Here is a 12,647-nt window from a genome sequence, read left to right on the forward strand (position 1 = left end):
AGCCATGACGGTACGCATCGGCATCAACGGGTTCGGACGGATCGGGCGCACCTACCTGCGCGCGGCCCTGGCCAACAACGCCGACGTCGAGGTGGTCGCGGTGAACGACCTCACCGACGCCCGCACGCTGGCCACCCTGCTCGAGTGGGACTCGGTCTCCGGTCACCTGGACGGCGTCGCCCACGACGGTGACGCGATCGCCGTTCAGGGCACCCGCATGAGGGTCTTCGCGCAGTCCGACCCGGCCACCATCCCCTGGGGTGACGTCGGCGCCGACGTCGTGATCGAGTCCACCGGCCACTTCACCGACGGCGGCACGGCGGCGGCCCACCTCAAGGGCGGCGCGAGGAAGGTCGTCATCTCGGCGCCGGCCAAGGGGGACGTCCCCACGTTCGTCCTCGGCGTGAACGACGACAGCCTCGACCCGGACAGCCACGACGTCTTCTCCAACGGCTCCTGCACCACCAACTCGCTCGCGCCGCTGGCGAAGGTCCTCAACGACTCGTTCGGCATCGAGTCGGGACTGATGACGACGATCCACGCCTACACGGGCGACCAGCGGCTCCACGACGCGCCACACTCCGACCTGCGCCGGGCCCGCGCGGCAGCCGTGTCGACCATCCCGACGTCGTCGGGCGCGGCGAAGGCGATCGGCAAGGTCATCCCGGAGCTCGACGGGCGTCTCACCGGCGCCGCACTGCGCGTACCGGTGGCGACGGGCTCACTCACCGACCTCACCGTTGTCCTCCGCCAGCGCGCCGACGTCGAGGACGTCAACGCGGCGTTCCGCGAGGCCGCCGCGTCCCAGCGGCTGCGGCGCTACCTGCAGTACTCCGAGGCGCCGCTGGTCTCGGCGGACATCGTCGGCAACCCCTACTCGACGGTCTTCGACGCGCCGCTGACCGAGGTCGTCGGCAACCAGGTCAAGGTGTTCGGCTGGTACGACAACGAGTGGGGGTTCTCCAACCGCCTCGTGGAGTTCTCCGAGCGGATCGGAGCGACCGCGGCGGCCTGACGCCGTGGTGCGCGGGTGCTGTCGTCGTGCCCGGCGGGGGCGTCCCGCCGGGCACGGCTACGGGCGTCAGCCCTTGATGTACGGCTTGCCGTCGGCGGCCGGTGCCCGCACCCGGCCGACCAGGCCGGCGACCGCGAGGATGGTCGCCAGGTAGGGCAGCATGGCCAGGAACTGGCTGGGGATCGAGCTGCTGATCGCGCCCAGGTAGGTGGCGAGCTGGTCGGCGAAGCCGAAGAAGAGCGCGGCGAGCAGCGCGCCGGTCGGGTTCCACCGGCCGAAGATCAGTGCGGCCAGCGCGATGAAGCCCTTGCCACCGATCATGTTCTTGGTGAACGAGTAGAGCGCGAGGGTGTAGGACGCGCCGCCGATGCCGGCGACCACCCCGGCCAGCAGCACGTTGCGGTAGCGGACCCGCAGCACCTTGACGCCGAGCGTGTCGGCGGCGATCGGGTGCTCGCCGACCGAGCGGGTGCGCAGACCCCACCGGGTGCGGAACAACCCGATGTGGATCACCAGCACCAGCAGCAGCCCGAGGTAGAGGAAGATGTTGCCGCGGAACAACGCCGGCCCGAGCACCGGGATGTCCTTCAACAGTGGGATCTCCCAGTTGCTGAAGCGCGGCGCGCTGTTGTATTTCGCCGCGTCGGTCTGCATCAGCCGCTCGTAGAGGAAGCCGGTGACGCCGACCGCGAGCAGGTTCAGCACGATGCCCATGACGACCTGGTCGACCAGGTAGCGGATGGCGAAGACGGCCAGCAGCAGCGAGATGAACGCACCGCCGATGGCGGCGGCGACCAGACCCATCCAGACGCTGCCGGAGATGCTGCCGAACAACGCGCCGCTGAACGCGCCCATCAGCAACTGGCCCTCGATGGCCACGTTGACCACGCCGGATCGTTCGCAGAGGACCCCGGCGAGCGCGCCGAAGATCAGCGGCAGGGCCAGGATGAACGTGCCCCGGATGATGTTGACGAGCGGCAGGAAGTTCTGTCCGGCCGGCGCGGCGGAGACCTGCCAGCAGAGGAACGAGAGCACGAAGCCGGCGAGCCCGACGCCGAGCACGGGGAGGAACCACCGCTTGGGCACCCCGGCCAGCAGTGCCGCGCCGGCGGCGATCGCGATGATCCCGAACAGGATCGCCCCGATCGTGCCGTTGATCTCCAAGGCGGCACCTGCCGCGTCGTCGCTGAGCGTGAACCGGGCCTGCTGGTCGGTGGCGAGCGCGCCGAAGAGCACAGCGGCCAGCAGGCCGAGCGCCAGCAGGGTGAGGCCGACCTTGCGGCTCCGGGTCCAGAAACCCTGGTGGACCGGGGCGACCGCGATGTCGGGGACAGCCATGGTGGACATGAGCTACCAGCCCTTCGCCAGGCTCGTCTGCAACCGGGCGGCGCGCGCGGCCCGGAGCTGGAAGATCGCCTTCACCAGGGCCGGCGCGGCGATGAAGATGACGATCAACGCCTGGAGCACGGTCACCAGCTCCAGCGAGATCCCGGAGTACGACTGCATCCGGTTGCCACCGGCCTGCAACGCCCCGAACAGCAGTGCGGCGAGCAGCACCCCCCAGGGCTTCACCCGCCCCAACAGCGCGACCAGGATGCCGTCGAAGCCGATCTGCGCGACCACCAACGGGGTCAGCGCGCTGGCGGTGGAGCCGAGGACCATGTTCGAGCCGCCGAGGCCCGCCAGGATGCCGGCGAAGACCATGATCAGGATGTACGTCCGCGTGACGCTGATGCCGGCGGTGCGGGCGGCGTCCGGGTTGGCGCCGACCGCCCGCAGCTCGAAGCCGAGCGTCGAGCGGTTCAGCAGCCAGGCGACCGCCCAGGTCGCCAGCACGGCGAGCAGGATGCCGGCGTGCACCCGCAGGTTGTCGCCGAGCAGCCGGGGCAGTTGGGCGGAGGTGTCCACCGCCTTGCTGATCGCGTCGGTACGGGTCGGGTCCTGCACGCCGTCCTGCACGATCAACCAGGTGAGCAGGTACGTGGCGACGTAGTTGAGCATGATCGTGGTGATCACCTCGTGCGCCCCGGCACGGGCCTTGAGGATGCCGGGGATGAATCCCCAGATCGCCCCGCCCAGTGCGCCGGCCAGCACCGCCACCAGCAGGTGCAGGCCCGGTGGCAGGGGCAGTAGGAAGCCGGCCAGCGCCGCCAGGATCACGCCGACGGTCGCCTGGCCCTGGGCACCGATGTTGAACAGGCCGCCCCGGAAGGCCAGTGCCACCGACAGGCCGGTGAAGACCAGCGGCGCGGCGTAGGTGAGCGTCTCGGAGATGGGCGCGAGCGCGGCCTCCCACCCGTTGCTGCCGTTCAACCAGCCGGAGAACGCCTCGGGGTCGAAGACCGAACCCTTGAACAGGTTCGCGTACGCCTCGCTGACGAGCGTCCAACTGGAGTTGATCGCGTCGGACGGCCGCGAGGTGATGTACGAGTAGGTGGACAGCACCGCCGGATCAGAAACGATCATCAGCACCGCACCGACCACGATCGCCAGCACCAATGACAGCAGGGTCACCGTGAAGGTGTTGGCCGCCCAGAGGTTGTCCACGAACAACCGGCCCAGGCTGGGCTCGGGCCGCTGGTCCGGCGCTGGCGTCGCCGCCGAGCCGTCCGGTTCGGTCGCCGACTCGGCCCGTTCGGTGTTGCCCAGCGCGTTCTGCGCGGCCTGCGCCTCGCTCGCCGGACCCTTGTCCGGGGAACCCGACTGCGGGTTGGGGGGGTTGGTCATGCCTCGTCCTCGCTCGCGGAACCCGCGTCGCGCGCCGGGCTCCCGTCTGCCACGCCGGGCTCGTCGGCGGCGGGTGCCGCGACGGCCTCGTGGGCCTCGTCCGGGCTGATGCCGGCCATCAGCAGGCCGATCTCCTCACGCGGGGTGTCCGGGCCGACGACGCCGATGATCCGACCGCGGTACATCACCGCGATCCGGTCGGCCAGCCCGATCACCTCGTCGAGCTCGCTGGAGACCACCATGACGGCGGTGCCGATGTCCCGCTCGTGGATGATCTGGCTGTGGATGAACTCGATCGACCCGACGTCGACGCCACGGGTCGGCTGGGCGGCGATGAGGAGCTTCAGCGGCCGGGACAGCTCCCGGGCCACGATCACCTTCTGCTGGTTGCCACCGGAGAGGGTGCCCACCGCCGCTTCCGCGGACGAGGTACGGACGTCGAACTGCTCGATCCGTTCCTTCGCCGAGGCCGCGATGGCATCCGGCCTGAGCGCGAGCCCCGCACCGAACGGTGGCCGGTCGTAGATGTCCAGCACCAGGTTCTCCGCGACGCTGAACTCCTTGACCAGGCCGTCCACGCTGCGGTCCTCGGGCACGTAGCCGACGCCCGCGCGGAGCACCTTCTTCGGCGTCCAGCCGTCGATCCGGTCACCGGCCAGGCTGACCGTGCCGGCGAGCACGGGGCGCAGGCCCATGATCGCCTCGATCAGCTCGGTCTGGCCGTTGCCCTGTACGCCCGCCACGCCGAGCACCTCGCCGGCGCGCACGGTCAGGTCCACCCCGTCGACCGCGCGGACCTGCCGGTCGTCGTCGACGACGAGCCCGGCCACCTCCAGCACCGGGTCGCCCGGCGTGGCCGGGGACTTCTCCACGGTCAGCCGGACGTTACGCCCGACCATCAGGGCGGCCAACTCGTCCCGGCTGGCCTCGGGTGAGGCGGTGCCGACGGTCTTTCCGCGTCGGATCACGGTGATCCGGTCGGCGATGGCCTTGACCTCGCCAAGTTTGTGGGTGATGAAGACGATCGACTTGCCCGCCGCCTTGAGCGACCGCATGACCGTCAGCAGCTCCTCGGTCTCCTGCGGGGTGAGCACGGCGGTCGGCTCGTCCAGGATGAGCAGGTCGACGTCGCGGGTGAGCGCCTTGACGATCTCGACGCGCTGCTGGATGCCGACCGGCAGGTCCTCGATCACCGCGTCCGGGTCGACCCGCAGGTTGTAGCGCTCGGACACCTCGGTGACCTGCCGCCGGGCGCGGCGTCGGTCGAGGAAGCCAGCGATGCCGCCCCGGGTCTGCTCGGCGCCGAGCATGATGTTTTCGGCGACGGTGAAGACCGGCACCAGCATGAAGTGCTGGTGCACCATGCCGATCCCGGCCCCGATCGCGTCGGACGGGCCCCTCAGCTTCAGCGGCTTGCCGTCGACCAGGATCTCGCCCTCGTCGGGCTGGTAGAGCCCGTAGAGCACGTTCATCAGTGTCGACTTGCCCGCGCCGTTCTCGCCGAGCAGGGCGTGAATCTCTCCAGGCTCCACCGTCAGGTCGATGTGGTCGTTGGCGACCAGATCACCGAACCGCTTGGTGATGCCGCGCAGTTCGAGTCTCAGCGCAACCTCCTGGAGTGCGAGCGATGGTGCAGCCTAGCTGCCGTCAACCCGACCGGAGCGGCCCGGCTGACGTGGTGCGCGACCGGCCGCTCCGACCCCACTGTCACCCGCGGGGCCGGAGCGGCCGGTCGGTCGTACCTGTCCCCGCCGACCCTCCGATGATCTCACCGGAGGGACCGGCCGGTTGTCACTTGGTCGGCTGGGCCTTCGAGGTGACGGTGATGGTGCCGGCGGCGATGTCCGCCTTGATCTTGTCGACCTCGGCCTTCAGCTCGGCCGGAACCTTGCTGTCGAAGTCGTGGTACGGGGCGAGCGAGACACCGTTGTTGGCGAGGGTGCCGACGAAGCCCGGATTGGCCGGCAGCTTGTCACCGGCGGCGGCCTTCACCACTGCCTCCTTGACGGCGTCCGGGATGTTCTTGACAACGGTGGTGATGATCGCGGAGCAGTCCGGGGTGCTCTCGCAGCCGTCGACGTCCACCCAGATGGTGCTGTACTTGCCGCCCGAGGCCTTGGCCGCGGCGGTGGTGCCGAGGCCGGAGCCACCGGCGACCGGCATGATGATGTCCGCGCCCTGGGCGACCAGCGCGTCGGAGACCTTCTTGCCCTCGTCCTGCTTGGCGAAGTCGTTGGTGAAGGAGCCCTTCTGGGTCTCCTTGTTCCATCCCAGCGCCTGGACGTTCTTGCCCTTCGTGGTGTTGTAGTACTTCACACCGTCGACGAAGCCGTCCATGAAGATGGTCACCGGCGGGATCGGCAGCGCGCCGTAGGTGGCCACCTTGCCGCTCTTGGTCATCCCGGCGGCCAGGTAGCCGGCCTGGAACGCGGCCTGGGCCGTGTCGAACTGCATCGGGTAGACGTTCTCCAGCGCGGAGCCGGAGTCCACGATGCCGAACTCCTGCTTCGGGTTCGCCGTCGCGATCTTCTTGGTGGCGTCGGCCATCAGGCCACCGACAGCCAGGATGAAGTCGCACTTCTGGTTGACGTACTGCGTCAGGTTCGGCTCGTAGTCCGCCTGCGCCTTCGACGCGACGAACTTGATGTCGATGTTGTCGTTGGCGGCCTTGGCGTCCTGCAGGCCCTTCCAGGCCGAAGCGTTGAACGACTTGTCGTCGATGCCGCCAACGTCGGTCACCATGCAGGCGCTGAACTTCTTGGCGCCGCTGCCGGCGTTGTTGCCATCCTTGGGGGCCTCGCCACAAGCGGCGGCGGTGAGCGCGAGCCCACCCACCGCGAAGATCGAGGCGATCCGCATCCCACGCACCGAACGCAAGACGTCTCCTTCCCATTGCACACCGCGCCTAGTGCGGTGGCAGCCCATCAGCCGACCTGCGGTGTGCCGCCGGCTGTCCCACGTTACGGACGGGAGCGTACGCCCGCGCCCACCCACCGGCCGACAATCGTGCACGACTGTTGAGCGCCTGTTACCCGGGTGTAACCCTTGGGTGGGGCACGTCACTCCTGAGGCTGCTAATGGCGCGTGCAGGCGTCCGTAACGTCCGTTTTCCCCGAGGCAGCGGCCCCCTCGGACGTTACCGCCAAAAGACCGCGACCGCCGCGTTGACCAGGGTCAGACCGACTATCGCGAGGAAATGACCGCGGTTCACCACGTCCCGCTTCCGCGAGAAGAAGACCATTACGAAGATCAAGAGCGCGATGACCAACTTCGTCACAAGTTTCGCGGGTGCCGGCTCGTCGCCGTCGCGCAGCGGCGCGGAGAGCCCGAGCCCGGTCAGCAACTGGATCACCGCCCCCCACAGCATCGCCGGGTTGATCCGCAGCCGGCCACTGAGGTATTGGGCGATCGAGCCGCCGAGCAGCAGGGCGAAGCCGATCAGATGGACATAGAGGAGAATGAGTCGCAGTGCTTCCACGTCGCCCATCCTCCCCCATCAACGACGCTTTGTAGTAGGGGGTCGGGTCACTCGGCGCGTCGGTGCCGCACGGCGCGGCCGTCAGGCCCGGCCGCCAGCCGGGTACCAGCGCACCGGAGAGTCGGGCGCAGCCGGTTACCCGCAAGAGTTCGCAGGCGGCGGAACGGCGGGCAAACATCGCCCAGGTCATCGAGTCGACCCCGGCGCAGAGCGGATTCACCCCGCATATCGCTCCGATGATCGCACCGCCACCCCGCCCCGGGCCGGCATCTGGTTACCACGGCGCTGAGTGGGTAAGACCTTCTCGACCTGGTCGTTCGTCGTGCCCCGCGCCGGCGGGCGACTGGGCTACCGGCCCCTTGTGGTGGGGGGTGAGGTGCCACCGGCGCCGCGCGGAGTCCGCTCCGCGCGGCGCCGGTGTCCGTGGGACGCCTGTCGGGTGACCGGCGACCGTCGCGGGTACCGCATCGAGCACCGTCGCTACGGAGGTGACCCGCTGGGGGTACGGATCGCGCAGTGCACGCTCGACGTCGAGGCCCTGGACGTGATGGGTCGCGTGCTGGTCCGCGGCGCTCGGCCACGAGGTCGAGCGGGGCAACGAACTCTGCGTGCTGGACGGTCCGCCGACCCGCTGACGGCTGCCGGCGTCACTTCGCGGTGAGCAGCGCCGCGATCCGGGTGAAGCCTTCGCGTACCTCGGCCTCGTCCGGCGGCTCGGCGGGCTCACCGTGGCCCGCCTCGTCGGCGGCGGCGTCCAACTCCTCGTCGATGACGTCCTCGAAGTCGCCGTACAGGTCGGCGCCCTCGACCTGGCGGGCCTCGTCCTCGGCGGCGACCTGCGCGGCGGCGATCTCACTGCGGATCTCGTCGGCCGACAACGCCGGCAGCAACGGCTCCACCACCGCCATCAGTTGCTCCTCGGCCACCACGGCCTCGGCGAGCGCCAACGCGTGTGGCCGCTCGTACGGCCCGCAGACCACCGGCTCCCACTCGTCCAGATCGCCGAGCGGACCGAAGGTGATGATCCACGGCAGACCGAGCAGCGGCGAGTCGGCCGGCAGGTCCAGTGTCATGAGTGCGCCCACCGGCTCATCATGGTCCGCGAACGCGAGCGCCGATGACTTTCGGCTCGGTTTTCGCCCGTCCGGCGGGTGACCGACGACCCTCAGCCGGGGCGGAACGCATCAAGGGCGGCGCGGACCAGGGCGAGTGCGGTGGCCGGCGGTACGCCGAGTCGCGCCGCCTCGGCCGCGTAGCTGGCCGCCGCCCGCTGTAGCCGGTCGACGGCGTCGTCCCGCCCGGGGGCGACGAACGTGCCGTTGCGCCCCCGGGTCTCCAACAGCCCGGCAGCCTCCAACTCCCGGTAGGCCCGGGCCACCGTGTTCGCGGCCAACGTCAGGTCGGCGGCGAGCTGCCGGACGGTGGGCAGTCGGCTGCCCACCGGCAGCCGGCCGTCGCCGATCAGCTCGGCGAGTTGCCCACGAACCTGCTCGTACGGGGGCACCGACGAGTCCGGGTCGACCGAGATCAGCACCTGCACACCTTCCGTCCTCAGCCCGCACCGCCCGGCGTACCGGGATCGGTGTCCTCGTCGACCGCCTTCGGTGCGGCGGGGGTCTCCGCCAGGTCCACCACGCGACCGTTGGTGCTCGTCGCGAGCAGGGCCGCGCCGAACAGCACCAGTTGGTTGAGCAGGTAGAGGTAGAGCAGCAGACCGACAGCGCCGGCCACCACCGTGTACGCCGGGTTGCGCTCGGTGCGCACCACGTAGTAGCGCCCCACCGTGTTCAACAGGGTGATGCCGACCGCGACCAGCAGCACCACCGGGCGCAGCCGGGACCGGCTCATCCGCAGCCGGGGCACCGCGAGGAGCAACGCGGTGGCGAGCACCGCGTTGACGAGCACGCTGAGCACCGCGCTGATCGTGGTGAGACCGACCGACCCGGTGCTGCGCAGCAGGAAACGCAGCAGCGACTCCAACGCGTCCACCGCCGCTACCGAGACGCCGAGCAGCACGAAGATGCCGATCATCACGCCCAGGTCGACCAACCGCCGGATCACCAGGTTGCCGGGCTGCTGGTTGAGCGCGTACATCAGCCGCTGCGAGGACCGGATGGCCTCCACCCAACCGATCCCGGTGAAGACCAGGATGACCAGGCCGACCACCCCGACCGTGCCGCTGGAGTTGGCGATCTGCTCGGCGTCCAGGAAGGGCAGATTCTCCTTGAGAAAGCCGGCCGCCGCCTCGCTGACGTCGTCGTTGTCCTCCAGGATCGCACCGAAGATGGAGAACGCGACAAGGGCGAGGGCGAACACCGCGAAGAAGCCGTAGTAGGCGATCGCGGCGGCCAGCCGGCCGGCCAGCACCTCGGCGTACAGGGCGCCGGCGCGCCAGATGTGATCGAAGAGCCCCGACCGGTGGCGCGCGGCGCTCACCCAGCGGTCGATGGCCGCCTCGATCCCGCCGATCACGTTCACGCGATCATCCTCGCCGATCTCCCACGGCCGTAGTGGCAACCGGCTCCCGATGCTCACCTACCGGCGCGTCGCCGACGGGTCAGTCGCCGAGGCGGAAGTCCCGACGCGGCTGCCAGCGTGCCTCTCCGCTGTGCGAGAAGAGGGTGAACGCGTCGACCTCGAACATCGCGGAGAAGTCGGCCAGATCCTCGTACACGTTGTCCAGGGCCTCCGGGGCCACGTCCTGCGCCACGGTGACGTGCGGATGGTACGGGAAGCGGGCCTTGCGGTGGAGGTCCGGCGTCGCGGTGATGGCGGCGGCCAGCAACTCACACTCGCTGATGCCGGCGGCCACCGCGACGAACACCACCTGGGTGACCGGCCGGAACGTGCCGGTGCCCCGCAGGTGCAGCGCGAACGGCAGGTGCGCGGCGGCGACGGCGGCCAGGTGCCGCTCGATGTCGGGCAGACTGGCCGTCGGGATCTCGGTGGGCCCGAGCAACGTCACGTGCGCGGGCACGGCGAGCTGGTCGCCGGCCTCGATCCGCCGTCGGGTGAGCTGGGCACCCCAGGGCTCGGGAATGTCCACCGCGATGCCGATCTGGATGGTGTCGCCGGTCGGCGGCACCCCGCCACTGCGATCCACGCTTCGCGCCGCCCCTCCGGCCACCGACCCGTCCACCTGTCCCGCGGCGCTACTCGCCGCGCACGGGCGGGAAGAACCCGACCCGCTCGTACGTGGAGCGCAGGGTCGCCGCGGCCACCGCGCGGGCCTTCTCCGCGCCGGACGCGAGCAGCTTGTCCAACTGCGCCGGGTCGTCGAGGTACGCGCGGGTGCGCTCCTGGACCGGACGGACGAAGTCCGCCACCACCTCGGCCAACTCCTTCTTCAGGTCGCCGTAGCCACGGCCGGCGAACGCGGCCACCAACTCGTCGATGCCGCGACCGCTGAGCGCCGAGTGGATGGTCAGCAGATTGGACACACCGGGCTTCGTCTCGGCATCGAAGACGATCTCCCGGCCGGTGTCCGTCACCGCCGACCGGATCTTCTTCGCGGATCGGGCCGGATCTTCCAGCAGGTCGATGATGCCGGCCGGCGAGGACGACGACTTGGACATCTTCGCCGTCGGGTCCTGAAGGTCAGTGATCTTCGCCGTGTCCTTGACGATGTGCGGCGCCGGCACCGTGAACGTCGGGCCGAACAGCGAGTTGAACCGCTGGGCCAGATCCCGGGAGAGCTCCAGGTGCTGGCGCTGGTCCTCACCGACGGGCACCGTGTTGGCCTGGTAGAGCAGGATGTCGGCGGCCTGCAGAACCGGGTAGGTGAACAGCCCGACGCTGGCCCGCTCGTTGCCCTGCTTCTGCGACTTGTCCTTGAACTGGGTCATCCGGCTGGCCTCGCCGAAGCCGGTGATGCAGCCGAGCACCCAGGCCAGCTGCGGGTGCTCGGGCACCTGCGACTGCACGAACAGGGTGCTGCGCTCCGGGTCGAGCCCGACCGCGAAGAGCTGGGCGGCGGCCACCCGCGTCCGCTGCCGCAACAGCGCCGGGTCGTGCCCCGCGGTGATGGCGTGCAGGTCGACCACGCAGTAGAACGCGTCGTGGGTCTCCTGTAGCGCCACCCAGTGCCGCACCGCGCCCAGATAGTTGCCGAGATGGAACGAGTCGGCCGTCGGCTGGATGCCGGAGAAGACGCGGGGACGGGCGGGAACGTCGGACATGGCGATAATTCTGTCAGCAACCAAGCGGGTCCGTCATGACGGGCCGGCGGGTCGGCTGCGGCCCGCCGCCGTCGGGGTGCTGACCTCGGGTGGTGCGCCCGGGCCGACCCGGCGCGTCGGCCCGGCCACCGTCTGCCGCGCCGACGCGCCGTGGTGCTGGCGGCGCTGCTCGTGTTCCCGCTCGCGGCGCTGCTCCGGCACCCGGACGGCGGAGACCGCGAGCCGGGCCACCCGACGGCCGTCCAGGGCGAGGACCCGCAGCAGCCAGCCGCCCGCCGGGTCGGCCGGATCCGGTCCGACGCCGTCGGCCGCTTCGCCGGGCACCGACACCTCGTCGCCGGCCACCGGAAGCCGACCCAGCGCGGCCATCACGAATCCCCCGACCGTCTCGTACGGCCCGGCAGGCAGTACCACCCCGGTCCGCTCGGCGAAGTCGGCGAGGTTGAGGCGACCGTCCACGACGGCCGGCAGGCCGGCGTGCACCGGGTCCGGAGTCGCGTCGTACTCGTCGCGGATCTCGCCGATCAGCTCCTCGATGAGGTCTTCCAGCGTGACGATGCCGGCGGTGCCGCCGTACTCGTCGACCACCACCGCCAGGTGCTGGCCCTCCCGGCGCATCTCGGTGAGCGCGGGTAGCACCCGTTTGCTCCCGGGCAGTCGCTTCACCTCCCGGGCCAGTTCGCCGACCGTGACGCACGGATCGGCGTCCGGGCGCAGCAGCACGTCCCGCAGGTGCACGAAGCCGACCACGTCGTCGTGGGTGCCGTCGGTGACCGGGTAGCGGGTGTGCGTCTCGGCGCGCACCAGCCGGGCAGCCTCGGTGATGGTGAGCCGTGCCGGGAGGAAGACGACCTCGGTTCGCGGCATCATCACCTCGCGGATCAGGCTGGCACCGGCCACCAGGACCTCGTCGATGATCCGCCGTTCGTCCGGGTCGAGCACCGTGTTCGCCGCGACCAGGTCCCGCAGCTCGGCCTCGCTGATGCGCTCCCGGCCTGCCGCCGGCCCGGCCCCGAGCAGGTCGGTGACGAGTCGGGAGGCGCCGTCGGCGGTGCGGACCAGCATCCGGGCGACGGCCCGGGCGAGCGGCCCGGGGTCGCGACGGGGTCGCACCCGCACGCGTCGCCGGAGCCCGGTACGGGCCACTTCCCGCATGACAGAGATGGTAGACACCGTTGGCTCACCGCACCGGGGATCACGCGGAGGAGCCGTACATGTTCGGCTCTGTTTAAGCATGAAGGATTATGGT

General features: G+C 70.3%; 12 protein-coding genes. 1 reads left to right on the plus strand and 11 read right to left on the minus strand.

Annotated features, from left to right (window positions below; all coding sequences use genetic code 11):
• Positions 1 to 4: 4 nt before the first annotated feature.
• Positions 5 to 1,015, plus strand: a complete 1,011-nt coding sequence (gene gap / locus ACGFIW_RS07255) for a type I glyceraldehyde-3-phosphate dehydrogenase (RefSeq protein ID WP_393311610.1) — start codon at positions 5 to 7, stop codon at positions 1,013 to 1,015.
• Between the two features lie 66 nt (positions 1,016 to 1,081).
• Here gap and ACGFIW_RS07260 read toward each other — a convergent pair whose 3' ends face one another.
• The 11 genes from ACGFIW_RS07260 to ACGFIW_RS07310 form a co-directional block, all read right to left on the minus strand.
• A complete protein-coding gene (locus tag ACGFIW_RS07260) occupies positions 1,082 to 2,362 on the minus strand; it encodes an ABC transporter permease (protein WP_393311612.1) in 1,281 nt (426 codons plus the stop codon).
• 3 nt (positions 2,363 to 2,365) lie between these two features.
• A complete protein-coding gene (locus ACGFIW_RS07265; protein ID WP_393311614.1) occupies positions 2,366 to 3,742 on the minus strand; it encodes an ABC transporter permease in 1,377 nt (458 codons plus the stop codon).
• Positions 3,739 to 5,346, minus strand: a complete 1,608-nt coding sequence (locus tag ACGFIW_RS07270; RefSeq protein ID WP_393312738.1) for an ABC transporter ATP-binding protein — start codon at positions 5,344 to 5,346, stop codon at positions 3,739 to 3,741. The genes ACGFIW_RS07265 and ACGFIW_RS07270 overlap by 4 nt, the downstream gene beginning before the upstream one ends.
• Before the next feature lie 187 nt (positions 5,347 to 5,533).
• On the minus strand, positions 5,534 to 6,601 hold the full coding sequence (locus ACGFIW_RS07275; protein WP_393312740.1) for a BMP family protein: 1,068 nt from the start codon (positions 6,599 to 6,601) through the stop codon (positions 5,534 to 5,536).
• A gap of 277 nt (positions 6,602 to 6,878) precedes the next feature.
• Complete coding sequence (locus ACGFIW_RS07280; RefSeq protein WP_357412012.1) at positions 6,879 to 7,220, minus strand: hypothetical protein; 342 nt, start codon at positions 7,218 to 7,220, stop codon at positions 6,879 to 6,881.
• Between the two features lie 647 nt (positions 7,221 to 7,867).
• Positions 7,868 to 8,305: a hypothetical protein gene (locus ACGFIW_RS07285; RefSeq protein WP_139582803.1), complete on the minus strand. Its 438-nt coding sequence runs from the start codon at positions 8,303 to 8,305 to the stop codon at positions 7,868 to 7,870.
• An 80-nt stretch (positions 8,306 to 8,385) separates the two neighbouring features.
• Positions 8,386 to 8,754: a GntR family transcriptional regulator gene (locus tag ACGFIW_RS07290; protein ID WP_393311617.1), complete on the minus strand. Its 369-nt coding sequence runs from the start codon at positions 8,752 to 8,754 to the stop codon at positions 8,386 to 8,388.
• 17 nt (positions 8,755 to 8,771) lie between these two features.
• The gene (locus ACGFIW_RS07295) at positions 8,772 to 9,698 is read right to left on the minus strand and encodes a YhjD/YihY/BrkB family envelope integrity protein (protein ID WP_393311619.1); all 927 of its coding nucleotides are present in this window, start codon (positions 9,696 to 9,698) and stop codon (positions 8,772 to 8,774) included.
• 79 nt (positions 9,699 to 9,777) lie between these two features.
• Positions 9,778 to 10,359: a 2'-5' RNA ligase family protein gene (locus tag ACGFIW_RS07300; RefSeq protein WP_393311621.1), complete on the minus strand. Its 582-nt coding sequence runs from the start codon at positions 10,357 to 10,359 to the stop codon at positions 9,778 to 9,780.
• A gap of 13 nt (positions 10,360 to 10,372) precedes the next feature.
• Positions 10,373 to 11,398: a tryptophan--tRNA ligase gene (trpS, locus tag ACGFIW_RS07305; RefSeq protein WP_393311623.1), complete on the minus strand. Its 1,026-nt coding sequence runs from the start codon at positions 11,396 to 11,398 to the stop codon at positions 10,373 to 10,375.
• A 33-nt stretch (positions 11,399 to 11,431) separates the two neighbouring features.
• Positions 11,432 to 12,463: a hemolysin family protein gene (locus tag ACGFIW_RS07310; RefSeq protein WP_393312742.1), complete on the minus strand. Its 1,032-nt coding sequence runs from the start codon at positions 12,461 to 12,463 to the stop codon at positions 11,432 to 11,434.
• Positions 12,464 to 12,647: the final 184 nt, after the last annotated feature.

Origin of the sequence: Micromonospora sp. NPDC048935 (assembly GCF_043197875.1) — a bacterium.
Lineage (GTDB): Bacteria > Actinomycetota > Actinomycetes > Mycobacteriales > Micromonosporaceae > Micromonospora.